Origin of the sequence: Mangrovimonas sp. TPBH4, assembly GCF_001280505.1 — a bacterium.
Taxonomy (GTDB): Bacteria; Bacteroidota; Bacteroidia; order Flavobacteriales; family Flavobacteriaceae; genus Mangrovimonas_A.
On record NZ_LBIO01000049.1, the window covers coordinates 214,469 to 230,159 of the forward strand.

Consider the following 15,691-nt stretch of genomic DNA (forward strand, 5'->3'; position numbering starts at 1 on the left):
ACCAGCAGAGTTATTGTTACATAGATTGGTGGAAAGAACGGGAAATGACTTCCATCTGTTGCTCTCTTGTCAATCTAATAAAGTTTACCGCGTATCCAGAAACACGTATGGTTAATTGTGGGTGATTTTCTGGATGCTCCATTGCGTCTAGCAACGTATCTTTATCTAATACATTCACATTTAAGTGCTGCGCTCCGTTGGCAAAATATCCCGTTAAGGTTGCTGCCAAGTTGTTGATACGCTCCTCTTCAGTTGCTCCAAGAGATTTAGGAACGATAGAGAAGGTATTGGACACACCGTCCTGTGAATCTTTATAATCTATTTTCGCTACGGAATTCAAGGATGCAATGGCTCCATTGGTATCACGTCCGTGCATTGGGTTGGCCCCTGGTGCAAATGCTACACCTTTTGCTCTACCATCGGGGGTTGCTCCCGTTTTCTTACCGTACACCACATTAGAAGTAATGGTCAATACAGACATTGTGGATTCTGCATTTTTGTACACTTTCAACTGTTTCAATTCATCGTTGAAATCTTGCACCGCATCGTGAGCAAACACATCCACTCTATCATCGTCGTTTCCATATTTAGGGAACTCCCCTTCAATTTCGAAATCAACGGTCAAACCTTCTTCGTTTCTAATTGGTTTTACTTTGGCATATTTAATAGCCGATAATGAATCTGCTACAATTGAAAGCCCTGCAATACCATAAGCGATATTGATATCTGGATTGGTATCAATTAAGGCCATTTGCGCTTTTTCATAATAGTATTTGTCGTGCATGTAGTGGATAATGTTCATAGAATCATTGTACACACGTGCTACTTCTTTCATGGCTACTTTAAAGTTTGCCATGACTTTATCAATGTTCAAATACTCATCTGTATCTTGCTCGATGCCATCCACCATTAAGGTTCCGGTTTCCTCACAACGACCACCATTTAAGGCCAACAATAAAGTTTTTGCCAAGTTGGTACGTGCACCAAAGAATTGGATTTGTTTTCCTAATTCCTGGTAAGACACACAACAAGCGATACCGTAATCGTCAGACCCACGTAAATCACGCATTAAGTCGTCATTTTCAAATTGAATTGAAGAGGTATCGATAGCCACCTTAGCACAGAATTTTCTAAAGTTCTCTGGCAATGCTGGCGACCATAACACAGTAATATTAGGTTCTGGCGATGGGCCTAAGTTGTATAGGGTATGTAAGAAACGGAAAGCTGTTTTGGTTACTTTAGTACGTCCGTCCTGCAACATTCCTCCAATGGCTTCAGTTACCCAAGTTGGATCTCCCGCAAAGATTTCATCGTAAGCCGACATTCTTAAGTGACGTACCATACGCAATTTCATTACGAACTGGTCGATATACTCCTGCGCTTCGGTTTCAGTAATAAGCCCTGCATTCAAATCTCTTTCAATATAAATATCCAAGAAAGTAGAAACGTTCCCCAAAGACATGGCAGCTCCATCCTGCTCTTTTACAGCAGCCAAGTAAGCCATATACGTCCATTGCACCGCTTCCCTTGCATTTTCAGCAGGACGACTTAAATCCAAACCATAGGCCTGCCCCATGGCGATCATATCCTTTAAAGCCTTGATTTGCTCAGAAACTTCTTCTCTCAAACGAATTACCGCATCGGTCATTGGCCCTCCAATCTTGGCCAAATCCTCTTTTTTAGCTGCAATTAAAGCATCAATTCCATATAAGGCCACTCTACGGTAATCCCCGATAATTCGACCGCGGGCATAGTTGTCTGGCAATCCTGTTAAAAGCCCTAAAGATCTGTATTTTCTAATTTCATCGTTATAGGCATCAAAAACACCATCGTTATGGGTTTTTACATACTTAGAAAACAATTCGTCAATTTGATTTGCAGGTTTTAAGCCATGCTCTTCCAAGGCTTTTTGCACCACTTTATAGCCACCAAAAGGCTTCATGGCACGTTTCAATAGGGCATCTGTTTGCAATCCAACGATTACTTCATTGTCTTTGTCTATATATCCCGCTCCAAAGTTTGCAATACCAGAAATGGTATCCACATCTACGGAGTGCAACCCATTTTTTTGTCTTTCAATTTTAGTAGCTTCCTTACAAACTTCCCAAAGTTTTTGGGTGCGCTCGCTTGGTCCCACCAAAAATTCGCTGGTACCATAATAAGGTGTAAGATTTTTAATTACGAAATCACGTACGTTAATTGCCTTGGTCCAAGCTCCATTTTGGAATTGTTTAGTTCCTTGGTCTTCTTTTTTTAACTCTGCTACGTTCATATTATATCTATTTATGTTGTTTTTGCCTTAACTGGTTTGTTATGAGGCAAATTTCGGGACATAGGGAAGCTTAAAATATGATAAAAAGCAGTTTTTGAATAATTCACAAGAATGCAATTTTACCCCCTAAAAAATACCATTCCTGCACAAAAAATCGGTTCTTGCCTCAACTTTGTCAATCCGTTCAAGCTCTGATTAATTTTTTTGAAAAAATGCGCTTTTTCATTTAAGAAAATTTAAGAGTTTTTCTGTCAGATTCTCTCATAATTTACACCTATCGTGTTGCAATCGGCAACATTTTTTGTATTTCAATCGAATTTCACACCTCTAATTTTCAATTGCTTAACCCTCCAATTTTGACAAATCCGTGAAATCCAACATGAAACCACACCTCTTGTAGGAATAATTTTTAAATTTGAGAGAACCAATCTTTTGGAAATAAAGGTCATGGTGTTTGTTACAACTATTGCTAATCTATGTGTTACCAAGTTAGATTTGAAAAACATGCAAAATGAAACATATAAATAAATACAAAATACTGGACACTACTTAGTTTTGTTTGTTTATCAATTCTGCGAACTCAACATCATTACCAAACTGTATTCCTGTCTGAGTTTGTTTAATTTCTTTAAAAGCATTAAGACGATGGATTTAAACCAAATTACTGTTCCTTCATTAGATATAAGCCAATCAATTCCATTTTATGAAAAATTAGGCTTGAAACTGATCGTAAAATCCTTACCACATTATGCCAGATTTGAATGTCCCAACGGAAATTCAACCTTCTCAATTCACCAAACCGATTCACTCCCAAAAGGAGAAGGTATTTATGTATATTTTGAATGCAAGGATCTGGACAAACGAGTAAAAGCTTTGAAACATAAAGGAATTACATTTGACCAAGAACCAACAGATCAAACTTGGCTTTGGAGGGAAGCCAAATTAAAAGATGTAGACGGCAACCAACTCATATTATTTTATGCTGGAGAAAACAGACTGAACCCGCCTTGGCGAATTAAAAACCAATAACCATCTATTTGCACTGAAATTTTTCAGTAGGAAAAAACTTTCCTTTTTACTATATTAGTATCATGGGATTAAATTTCATCATATTTAACCTATAGACATATAGTACGAAACCATTAAAGCCAATGACTAAAAAATACCCTTCAAAGGTATCCTATGGATTACTGTTGTTCATTTTCTTGATCTTCTATGGACCATTGATTCCCAACCTGATTGAGAATCCAATAAATGGAAAAACCCTTGTCGTCGTCGGATTGTTATCCCTGGTCTTTGCCTTTATTGTTCACCCTTTTCTTAAAACGAAATATATTATTCGCAATAAACAACTCGATATAAAATTCGGAATGTTTTCATATCAACCAATTGATATCAGAAACATCAAGGAAATCTCCAAGACTACTAGTAAACTATCCTCACCTGCCCCCTCTTTTGATCGCATAGAAATAAAATATGGTCAGTTTGAGGAAGTCATTATTTCACCAAAAGACCAAATGAATTTTGTAAAGGATTTAACCGAAATAAATCCAAATATTAAAACCAATATTGTGGAACCCTAAGCAATTGCCATTAACAAAATCCACATAACATCTTCGATACAGCTCTCAAACATACTTTTGTAAACCTTCCATAGTTACTTCATTCCCCAGTTAGAACAAGTCTAATAAACTTGGGTCCCGAGTTGTATTATACGCCCAAGCAGGGCCCAATTGGCATAGCTACTGCACCGCACACCGAACAAACAACGTAAAGAATTAAAAAACAGAGAATTACAGTTTTTTCATTAACTTTATCAGGCACATTCACCCATCTCATTTTCCTTGACCTCCTCTTAACAATTTTAAATCTATTACTATGAAAAAAATGTCATTAGTTCTCGGTCTGCTGTTTTTTATAGCACTTTACAACTGCAAGCAAAATGAGAAAAAGGAAAGTATGGACACCCCTAAGGAAACTACAGTCATGGCTTCGGAAGTTTCGGAGATAAAAATAAATCCCAACAAGGACGCCTATTTTGGTAACCTCCACGTTCATACAAGCTGGTCCTTCGATGGATACACCAATGGGTCTGTAACCAGTCCGGACGATGCCTATCGTTGGGCTAAAGGCGAAGCCATTCCCGGCGGTGGCGGCGGTGGGGATTTACAGATAAAAGTACCTTTGGACTGGTACGCTGTTTCCGATCACGCCGAATACATGGGGGTCTTTAAAAAAATGGAAGACCCAGAAAGCCCATTCAGTAAACTCCCAATCGCAGAAAAGGTAACCTCCGATGATGCATCGGTAGCTTTCGCAGCTTTCGCAGAGGTGCTGGATGGCATGAATAAGGGAGTTCCCCAAGACGAATTGAACGATCCCACATTAGCCAAGTCCCTATGGAAAGAAATCATTACTATTGGCGACAAGCACAATGACCCGGGAAAGTTCACAACATTTTCAGCCTTTGAATGGACCTCTGCACCAAACAACCGGAATCTGCACAGGGTGGTCCTTTTTGGCAATAACACCAACATCCCAAACCTGCCCTACTCTGTATTCGACTCCCCAAAACCTGAAGACCTTTGGACCTACATGGAAAATGCAAGAAAAAATGGCGCGACCCTATTGGCCGTACCCCATAATGGCAATGCCAGTGACGGTATGATGTTTGAGCTGGTAGATTCCGAAGACAATGCCATTACCAAGGCCTACAGTGAAAGCCGAATGAGAAATGAGCCATTATACGAAATTACGCAGATCAAGGGGACCTCTGAAGCGCACCCAGACCTGAGCCCCAATGATGAATTTGCCAATTTCGAACTATGGGACTACACCCTTTCTGCCATTACGGAGCGTCCAAAAAACAGAAAAGGGAGCTACCTAAGAGAAGCCTACAAAGATGGATTGAAACTGGACAGTGAAGGCGCCGGAAATCCTTTCAAATATGGTGTTATTGGAGATTCCGACACCCATAACTCGGCATCTAGTGTCGAAGAAGATAATTATACAGGAAAGTTTGGTATGGAAAACAATCCGGAACACCGCCTTGAAGGGATTCCAGGAAATAAGGAAGCCAGCAACCAGCAAATACGCGAATTTAGCTCAGGCGGATTGGCAGGTGTCTGGGCCGAATCGAATACCAGAGCTTCCATTTTTGAAGCCCTGAAAAGAAAAGAGACTTTTGGAACTTCAGGGCCACGTATGAAAGTGAGGTTTTTTGGAGGCTACAATTATGCTGAAGACCTATTAGGCCAAAATAATTGGCTCCAAACCGCCTATGGAAGCGGGATCCCAATGGGAAGCGAATTAGAGCCCTCAACTGGAAAAGCGCCATCTTTTGTCATACAGGCAGTAAAAGAAGTCAATGGAGCTAACCTAGACCGAATTCAGATTATCAAAGGTTGGGTTGACGCCAGTGGTAAAACCCATGAAAAAATCTACAATGTTGCTATGTCGGGTGATCGAAAAGTTGATGCCAATGGTAAGGTGGCAGCAGTTGGCAATACAGTAGATATCAAAAATGCTTCCTATACCAACGACATTGGGGCCACGGAATTGAAAACCGTTTGGACGGACCCCGATTTTAATGCTCAGCAATACGCTTTTTATTATGTACGGGTATTGGAAATTCCAACGCCCAGATGGAGCACCTATGATGCCAAAACATTAGGGATCGCCCCACGAAAAGACCTTCCTGCAAGCATTCAGGAACGCGCTTGGAGCAGTCCAATTTGGTATTCCCCAAAATAATGGAATGACTTAATGGGAGATAGATTTTTGTTATTACCAAATAATTAAATGAAATGATCAAGCCTAAATTTCCGAAGTAAATTCATTAACTTTAAGGATGTTACAAAATATCATAAAATTATAACATTCTAAATTCAATAATATGAAAGAAAATTCAAATTCATCAGGTGGTAAATGCCCGTTTGTACACGGCGCCAACACCGGAGTGAAAGATTCAGTTATGGAATGGTGGCCTAACTCATTAAACTTAGACATTCTAAGTCAGCATGACACAAAGGTGAATCCACTTGGAGAAGATTTTAATTATCAGGAAGCTTTAAAATCACTCGATGTAGAAGCTCTAAAGAAAGATGTAACCGATTTAATGACCGATTCCCAAGATTGGTGGCCTGCCGACTGGGGGCACTATGGAGGCTTGATGATCCGTATGGCATGGCATGCCGCGGGATCTTACAGAATAGCCGATGGTAGAGGCGGTGGAGGAACCGGAAATCAGCGTTTCGCACCGCTTAATTCTTGGCCCGACAATGTAAGCTTGGATAAGGCGAGACGTTTGCTTTGGCCTATCAAGAAAAAATATGGCAACAAAGTAAGCTGGGCCGATCTAATCATTTTGGCAGGAACCATCGCTTATGAAAGCATGGGATTAAAAACCTATGGGTTTGCATTTGGTCGCGAAGATATTTGGGCCCCCGAGAAAGACACCTATTGGGGGGCAGAAAAGGAATGGCTGGCACCTAGTGACGAACGTTATGGTGATGTTGGTCAACCAGAAACCATGGAAAATCCATTGGCAGCTGTACAAATGGGATTGATCTACGTGAACCCTGAAGGTGTTAACGGTAAGCCCGACCCTATAAAAACAGGAGCTCAAGTACGTGAAACCTTCAAGCGTATGGCCATGAATGATGAGGAAACCGTAGCGCTTACAGCAGGTGGACATACCGTTGGGAAAACCCACGGGAATGGAGATGCCAGTATTTTGGGACCAGATCCAGAAACAGCTCCTGTTGAAGCCCAAGGTTTTGGATGGGCCAACCCAACACGAACTGGCGTAGGAAAAGATTCTGTAACCAGTGGATTGGAAGGCGCTTGGACGACCTACCCTACAAAATGGGACAATGGTTTCTTTGAAATGCTGTTTAACCACGAATGGGAACTGCGCAAAAGTCCTGCCGGTGCTTGGCAATGGGAACCGGTAAGTATCAAAGAAGAAGATATGCCTGTGGATGTAGAAGACATGACCACCAGACATAACCCAATGATGACTGATGCCGACATGTCCATGAAAATGGATCCTATCTACAGAGAAATTTCGTTAAAATTTAAAGACGATTTTGAAGGCTTTTCCGATGCTTTTGCCAGAGCTTGGTTCAAGTTGACACACCGTGACATGGGACCAAAAGATCGTTGGTTTGGACCAGACGTCCCTTCCGAGGATTTAATTTGGCAGGATCCTGTTCCAAAAGGAAAAACCGATTATGATGTAGCTGCTGTAAAAGCTAAAATTGCCGCTTCGGGATTGAGCATTCCTGAAATGGTTTCAACCGCTTGGGACAGTGCAAGAACCTATAGAGGGTCTGATTTTAGAGGTGGTGCCAATGGAGCACGTATTCGTTTAGCTCCTCAAAAGGATTGGCAAGGAAACGAACCTGAAAGATTGGCCAAGGTTTTATCGATATTGGAACCAATTGCGACTGAATTTGGAATTAGCATTGCCGATACCATTGTATTGGCAGGTAATGTTGGGGTTGAAAAAGCGATTAAAAATGCCGGTATGGACATCACAATACCGTTTGCTCCAGGCCGCGGGGATGCCTCGCAGGAGATGACCGATGTGGATTCCTTTGAGCCACTCGAACCTTTAGCTGACGGATTTAGAAACTGGCAGAAAAAGGACTATGTGGTCAGTTCAGAAGAAATGTTGTTGGACCGAGCCCAACTGATGGGACTAACCGCACCTGAAATGACCGTATTATTAGGTGGTATGCGTGTTATGGGAACCAACTACGGAGGCACCAAACATGGGGTATTCACCGATAATGTAGGTGCTCTGACCAACGATTTCTTTGTAAACCTAACCGATATGGCCTACACATGGAAGCCTATTGGCAATAATGTTTACGACATATGTGATCGCAAATCTGGAGTGACCAAATGGACAGCAACGAGAATCGACTTGGTATTTGGTTCCAATTCCATTTTAAGAGCCTATGCCGAAGTGTATGCTCAGGATGATAGCAAAGAAAAGTTTGTAAAAGACTTTGTGAATGCCTGGGTAAAAGTTATGAATGCCGATCGTTTTGATCTATAAACCAATAACAAAATCAACAATTAAATATAAAAGCCGCTTTCTTCAGAAAGTGGCTTTTTTTTTGATATTACACCCTAGGAGTACCAACATAATTAAAACCGGAAACACCAGATCGCTCTTTTACCTCAGTCAAATTTCATAGCAAACCAACTTTCGCAAAAACTAAAGGTCATTTAACAAACTCTCAACAAAAAATAAAATATCGTAAAAAGACAGAAATTGCTTTTTAACTCCATCGAATTTATCATTTGCATAGTTACTAGAATTGAGGCTTTTATCATTAATAATCTTTTAAAGTAAGAGATATGGACTCCAAACAATCTGTCCCTTTACATCTTCTCAGAAAATCTCTGATTCTCAAAAAAAGTTAGTTTTCTTCACTACCTTTAACATAAGTAATCACCACAATACTTACAGCCCCACTTACACCTTAAACACTTATAAATATGCAGCTTTAAAATGAAACTGAAAAAATATGCATCATGGGGCCTGCTAAGCCTGCTCTTGATCACCATCATTGCAGGCACCTTTGTGTCGTTAAGAGTCAAGTCGCAGGTCAAGGAACTCTTCAAAATGAATAAGCATTTACAGGAAGAGGGCTATTATATGGGCGAATTTGAGTTTCATATGGTTGGTTTTGGCTATTTGATTGGCAAAGGCCATTATTTGGAAGCCCTTAAAGGTGTTTCGAAATACCATGCCTTCTTGAGCAATAAAGAGAACCTTATAAAAATACCCAACTTTAAGAGCAAGCAGGACGAAATTGACTTTTATCTCAACCTTCAAAATCCAGAAACCGGGGCCTTTATGGACAGTTCCGCGCCGTTTTGCACCTACTTTTCCAACACCGAAAATATGGTAATGCATTTGGAAGCCTTGCAAGATTCCACAAGCAAACCGTTACAACTGAAATATCCCCTCTCCTTTCTCGATAACATCAACACGCCCCAAAAACTGGAAGCTTACCTCAACGACATTTCCTATATGAACCGATTGGGATCCAAATTCCCCCAAACCTCGTTTCATTTTGCTCGGGACATGTTCAGTAATATAGAGCCCGATAATGTTATTGAAAGAAACAACTTGTACCACTTTACTCCCGAATGGAAACAAACCATTTTACAATGGATGTACAATTTTCAGGATGCAGAAACCGGCCTATGGGGCCCAAAACACACAAAAACCAAGGAATTATTGAAATTTGATATCAACAACAGCTATTCCATTGTAAAGAAATTTCGGGACACCAATGGAGAGGATATCTACGAGGAATTTCCCCTGCGATACGGTGACAAACTGTTTAGGGCGACCCTTGAAGGGCTGAAAGTCCCCATGCCGGCGGATGATGAATTGGAATGGGTGCACGAGTGGAATTTGAACCAGGCCAAAGGGATTAAAATGCTCCTGGCCTGTTTATGGAAAGATGCCTCTGATGAAGACCGAAAAGCTGCAAAAGACATCATTGCCAACTTCATCAAGGTGAGCTTCGACAAATATTATGTGGCTGATGAAGGTGCCTTTAGTTACTATCCCAACTCTGCACATGCCACAGTAGATGGCATGAACAACATGATCTTGAAAAGAATAGGCGCCCTTTCCTATGCGCGACAAAAACGCTATTGGGGTGCTGCGGAAGCAAATGCCAAAGCATTGGAACCCCTCACGGTGGACACTTTGGCAGAAAATGACCTTGAGGAGATTTCAAACATCCCAGACATCAACTCTTGGCGGATTTATTGCAGCCAACCCGATTTCAAAAAGCTTTATAACCATGTTTCTGTGGTGTATTATCCAACCAACACCAAGGTTTTGGACATTACAGAACTTGTCCCCAACATCATTCAATGGACAGAAACCTCAACCCTTTCCACTGGCAACTGGAAGTCGATGGCAGATATTACAAACGAATACAGCTCCTACCACATCCAAAAGCCACTTATTTACCGTGAAAAGGTCCCGTATGAAGACCTCAATCAACTTCTTGAAGCAACTTCGGAGCTGTATATTATTGGATTTGACATTCTGCAAATTCCCCGGTTTATCCAAAGAATTACAAAAGAGAACAAAACAAATACCTTATGAGAATTGCCTTTGTCATCTTCATTCTACTCCACGCACTTATCCATTTATTCGGATTTGTCAAAGCTTTTGGATTGGCTGAATTAAAAGAGCTCACGTTGCCCATTTCAAAAACTGCGGGCATTGTTTGGTTACTGGCAGCAGTTCTGTTATTCATTTACGGTATCCTGTACTTCACAAATACCAAGTACCATTGGATTTTTGGAATCATCGCAATAATTATTTCCCAAGGATTGATTGTCTACTTTTGGAAAGACGCCAAGTTTGGCAGCATCCCCAATGCTATCATCTTAGTGGTGGCTTTTGTGAGTTTGGGGTCGGTTTTGCTAAAAGGTCAATTTACTTCCAAGGTGCAACATGATTTTTCAGAGAACAATAGCTTTCCAACCGATATCTTGACTGAAAAAGACATCGCACACCTCCCCAATCCTGTGCAGGACTATTTGCGACACACCAAATCTGTTGGGCAGGAAAAAGTAAAGAACTTTAGGGCCGAGTTTGTGGGCATGCTGCATTCCAAACCAAATGACGAGGGCATGAAAGTGCAATCCGTGCAGTATAATTTTTACGAAAACCCCTCCCGCTATTTTTACATTTCCGCTACGAAGATGGGCTTACCGGCCACTGCCCTGCATTTGTACCAAAATGAAACCGCTACTTTTCAAGTAAAGTTGCTCAACTGGATTACTATGGTGGATGCCAAAGGCGAGCAAATGAATCAAGGGGAAACGGTTACCTTATTTAACGACATGTGCTTGATTGCACCTGCAACGCTTATTGACCCCGGAATACGTTGGGAAGCTATTAGCGATACGGTAGCCAAAGCAACCTTCACCAATGGGACCATCTCTATAAGTGCCAAATTATACTTCAACAAAAACCATGAACTGGTAAATTTCATCAGTTATGACCGCTACGAAACAGATGGTAAAACCTATCATAACTATCCGTGGTCTACCCCTGTAAAAGACTATAAAATGATCAATGGCTATTTGCTGCCAAGCCAAGGAAGTATGATATACCATAAGCCCGAGGGAGAGTTCACCTATGGGAAACTAAGCTATAAAAGCGTTACCTATAATGTCACAGAAATGCAGGACTGAACTCTTTAAACAAGACTAAAAACAACCACAGCGAACCTTGCAATCCACAACACCTTAGAAAAAACAGTATTTTTAATTTAACCACAAAAGCAAATATGTAACTTTACCCAAAAATAAAAATCAACAACTATAGAATGGGCCTAAACAGAATAGTAATTAGCCTTATGTTGTAAGCAATTCAAGGACAATGAAATTTAAAGAATTACTAATCTTTTCAGTACTCAGTTTTCTTATCGTATTATCTAGTCAAAATATTGGCCTATTTTGGGACAATGTTCTTTGTGGCTCTAAAATAGGTACTTATTTATATCAAAACGGTATATTCCAATGGGCTACTATTCCACTTGAAATCGATAATGGACACCCTCCTTTTTTAGGAACTTTATTAGCTAGCGGCTGGACAATATTTGGAAGGTCCTTGGCGACTTCTCATTGGATGATGTACCCCTTTATTTTAGGTTTATTATGTCAAATATATTTTTTTATTGATTTTTTCATCAAAGAAAAACAATTCAAAATAGCTGCTTTTTTATTATTGCTTGCAGATCCAACCTTATTATCTCAACTGGTATTGGTAAACCCTGAAGTTATTCAAACGTTCTTCTTTTTTCTAGCTTTAAATTCCATATTAAGGGACAATGTCCTTTTTAAAATAATCGGTTTATCATTTTTGGGAATAGTTACCTTTAGAGGGATGATGCTTTGTGCCGGATTATTTATTGTTGACTTATTAATTTTTACAATAGTAAAGAAACAAAAGCTTAGAAATTTCATCTCAAAAAAAACTGTTTTATCCTATTTAATTTCAGCACTACCAGCTTTCATCTATTTAATTTGGAGATTGACTGTAAAAGGATGGTTGATATCTCACCCGTTGGAAATATGGGGAAGCGCCTTGGAATTTTCCTCCCTTAAAGATTTTTTAAAAAATTTGGGGAAAAATATCCTTGTATTAGGATTTCAGTTTTCTGATTTCGGTAGGATTGGGTTATTATTATTTATAATGTTCACGCTCTATCTAAAAAGAAAACAAATACAGTGGAAGAATTATAGTTCTTTATTGATCATTTCCATTTTCTCTACTTTTATTATCTATGGCGCTAGTTTAGCTATTAAAAACACCATGGGGCATAGATACTATTTGGTTTCCTACCTTTCTTTATCCCTTTTAGCATTTATACTCATCAAAGCATATAAACACAAAAAAATTATTTTCGCAGTTTTACTAACGAACCTATTTTTAGGCAACTTTATTGTTTATTCAGATTCCTTCGCACAAGGATGGGACTCTTCTTTGGCTCATTTACCCTATTGGAACCTTAGAAAAAGCGCCATTAACTATATGGATGAAACCAAAATTGATATTAACCAAACGGCGTCTTTTTTTCCAAATAATACTTCCATCGACAATGTTGACTTAAATGGAGATAATCGCTATTTTAAGGGCTTTTCTGGAAATGAAATGTATGTTTTCTATTCGAATGTGTACAATTTGAGTGATTATGAATTAGACATACTACATAAGAATTATTCGGTCCTAAAATCTTTTGAAAAAAATAATGTTAGGGTTGATTTAATGATTAGGACGAATAAAATAACACAAAACAATTCTCATAAGTAGTAATACTAAAACTTAGCCGTATCCTATAGTCTATAATTAGGCTTCCTTTGCATATAGCCAAAGCAACCTTCACCAACGGAACCATCACCATAAGTGCAGAGTTATACTTCAACAAAAACCATGAACTGGTAAATTTCATCAGTTATGACCGCTACGAAACCAATGGTAACACCTATCATAACTTTCCTTGGTCTACCCCTGTAAAGGACTATAAAATGCTGAATGGTTATTTGCTGCCAAGCCAAGGAAGCATGATATACCACAAGTCCGAGGGCGAGTTCACCTATGGGGAACTAACCTATAAAAGCGTCACCTATAATGTCACAGAAATGCAGGACTGGGTTTTCTAGACACAACCAAAGGCAACCACAGGACGCATACAATACACCTCAACGTACAAAAGACAGTATTTTCATATTAATTATACTGGTAAATACCTATCTTTAAGAAAATAACAAACCGTGTAGATATAATGGGTATATACACCATGATGCTTGGTCTATGTGACGTACCATAAAAAATAATCGAATGCTAAAAACTAGCTATCACTTAATGCTTGTAGCAGCCTTATTCATTCTCGGATGTCAGAATAATACTGACCATCAAAAGGATATTTCATCTGAGATGGATAAATACAGTCCAGAGCAATATGTAAAAATCTCGCATCCAGATTGGAGTAAAAATGCGGCCATTTACCAACTAAATACTCGTCAGTTCTCTCAAGAGGGAACTTTTAGAGCAGCCGAAAAAGAGTTACCACGCTTAAAAGAACTGGGCATAGATATCATTTGGCTTATGCCCATTCATGAAATTGGCCGAAAAAACCGCAAGGGCACATTGGGCAGTCCTTATTCCGTGAAAGACTATTATAGTGTGAATCCCGAATTTGGCTCTTTGGACGACCTAAAACATTTCGTTGAAGCTGCTCATGACCAGGGCATGTATATAATTTTGGATTGGGTGGCCAATCATACCGCATGGGACAATATTCTGGTGGAAAAGCATCCTGATTGGTACGACAAAGATTACAAGGGGGATTTTAGGCCAACGCCATGGTGGGATTGGTCCGATATCATCGACTTGGATTTTAATAATCCCGGTGTTCGGGAATATATGACGGAGGCAATGAAATACTGGGTTAAGGAAGCAAATATTGATGGATACAGATGTGATGTGGCAGGTTTTGTTCCGGTTGATTTTTGGAACAATGTTCGTACAGAGCTTGATGCCATTAAACCTGTTTTCATGCTCGCTGAATGGGAATCACGAGACTTACATGCTGAGGCCTTTGATATGACCTACGCTTGGAGTTGGAACGAAACAGTACATAAAATCTGTAAAGGACAGGCAAACATAAACGGGTTGTATATATATTATTCTTGGAATGAAAGTGCCTTTCCTAAAAATTCTTACCGTATGACATTTGTGAGCAATCACGATAAAAATGCCTGGGAAGGAACCATGTGGGAACAATTTGGAGAAGGTCTTGATGCCGCTATCGTTTTATCAGTCGTTGGGGAAGGCATGCCATTAATTTACAACGGACAAGAAGCAGGGAATACAAAAAGATTGGAGTTTTTTGAAAAAGACCCTATCGTTTGGAAAGAACACTACATCAGCGACTTATACAAATCTCTTTTTGCTTTATTGAAAGAGAACACTGCTCTATGGCATGGAGCATTGGGAGCTACAATGGTAAAAGTTCCAAATTCGTCGGAGAGTGAACTATTAAGTTTTGTTAGACAGAATGATAAGGATAAAGTTTTTGCATTGTTCAACTTCTCCGATAAAGAACAAAATGCCTCTTTTAAGGAACAGCTCTACCATGGCAAGTACATAGATTTCTCAACGAATGAAGAGGTTCACTTGGATGAAGATTTTAAGTTAGTGCTAAAGCCCTGGGAATACAAGGTCTATGTGAAGAAGTAAAAATAACATAGTGCTCAAAAATGGCTATAAATAATTGCTTTTCATCACCTATTTCTGAACATACGTATGGATTTTGCTTGTATCAGTTTTATGTGTAATTTCAAATTTAAACGCTAAACAAAGGAACTACTAATAGTCAAACATTTGGAGACCAATTTAAAAAAATGAGAAAAATAGTATCTCTGTTTCTAATTTTAATAACTTTAACAAGTTGCTATTTCGGCGCAAATGAATCTGGAGGAAAAATAACTGATGACTTCTATTTGATTGGTTGGGATCAAAGGGATTGGCACATTGTATATAGCTTGAATGACAAAATATATGAACCAGAGAAAATAATTGTTCAGCACGATGTATTTGCTATCGGGAACAACAAGGACTTTATAATAGCCAAACAACACCCCTGTGCAAACACCTTGCCCCACCTAATTGACTTTGACAGCCTCAAACCAAATAAAACAGTTACTAACTACTACATTATAAAAATTATGGAAGGGAACAACAACTACGAACTACATAAATTTGGCAATGAAAATGACTTTATAAAAGGTAGAACAAACCTTGGTGTTCCCGAAAATTTAGGATACCGGTTTATTGATAAAAATTTAAAATAAAAACAT

11 protein-coding genes are annotated in these 15,691 nt (G+C 39.4%); 10 read left to right on the forward strand and 1 reads right to left on the reverse strand.

Features of this window, described 5'->3' with window-relative positions; genetic code table 11:
* Positions 1-16: 16 nt before the first annotated feature.
* Positions 17-2,272: a formate C-acetyltransferase gene (gene pflB, locus ZA05_RS09980; protein WP_053991545.1), complete on the reverse strand. Its 2,256-nt coding sequence runs from the start codon at positions 2,270-2,272 to the stop codon at positions 17-19.
* 645 nt (positions 2,273-2,917) lie between these two features.
* Here pflB and ZA05_RS09990 point away from each other — a divergent pair.
* From ZA05_RS09990 to ZA05_RS10035, 10 genes are all read left to right on the forward strand, one after another.
* Entirely contained in the window at positions 2,918-3,301 is a 384-nt protein-coding gene (locus tag ZA05_RS09990) for a VOC family protein (protein WP_053991547.1), read from the forward strand.
* A 122-nt stretch (positions 3,302-3,423) separates the two neighbouring features.
* Positions 3,424-3,855, forward strand: coding sequence for a PH domain-containing protein (locus ZA05_RS09995; RefSeq protein ID WP_053991548.1), 432 nt, complete (start codon positions 3,424-3,426; stop codon positions 3,853-3,855).
* Between the two features lie 295 nt (positions 3,856-4,150).
* Positions 4,151-6,025: a DUF3604 domain-containing protein gene (locus ZA05_RS10000; protein WP_053991549.1), complete on the forward strand. Its 1,875-nt coding sequence runs from the start codon at positions 4,151-4,153 to the stop codon at positions 6,023-6,025.
* A gap of 142 nt (positions 6,026-6,167) precedes the next feature.
* Entirely contained in the window at positions 6,168-8,339 is a 2,172-nt protein-coding gene (katG, locus tag ZA05_RS10005) for a catalase/peroxidase HPI (RefSeq protein ID WP_053991550.1), read from the forward strand.
* A 459-nt stretch (positions 8,340-8,798) separates the two neighbouring features.
* A complete protein-coding gene (locus tag ZA05_RS10010; RefSeq protein ID WP_053991551.1) occupies positions 8,799-10,421 on the forward strand; it encodes a hypothetical protein in 1,623 nt (540 codons plus the stop codon).
* Positions 10,418-11,521, forward strand: coding sequence for a DUF6544 family protein (locus tag ZA05_RS10015; protein ID WP_053991552.1), 1,104 nt, complete (start codon positions 10,418-10,420; stop codon positions 11,519-11,521). Before ZA05_RS10010 ends, ZA05_RS10015 begins: the two co-directional genes overlap by 4 nt.
* A 187-nt stretch (positions 11,522-11,708) precedes the next feature.
* Positions 11,709-13,142: a hypothetical protein gene (locus tag ZA05_RS10020; RefSeq protein WP_053991553.1), complete on the forward strand. Its 1,434-nt coding sequence runs from the start codon at positions 11,709-11,711 to the stop codon at positions 13,140-13,142.
* 47 nt (positions 13,143-13,189) lie between these two features.
* Positions 13,190-13,492 (forward strand): DUF6544 family protein, encoded by a 303-nt coding sequence (locus ZA05_RS10025; protein WP_053991554.1) that lies wholly within the window; start codon positions 13,190-13,192, stop codon positions 13,490-13,492.
* Between the two features lie 178 nt (positions 13,493-13,670).
* Positions 13,671-15,071, forward strand: a complete 1,401-nt coding sequence (locus ZA05_RS10030) for an alpha-amylase family glycosyl hydrolase (RefSeq protein ID WP_053991555.1) — start codon at positions 13,671-13,673, stop codon at positions 15,069-15,071.
* Between the two features lie 164 nt (positions 15,072-15,235).
* Entirely contained in the window at positions 15,236-15,685 is a 450-nt protein-coding gene (locus ZA05_RS10035) for a DUF3997 domain-containing protein (RefSeq protein ID WP_053991556.1), read from the forward strand.
* Positions 15,686-15,691 lie beyond the last annotated feature (6 nt).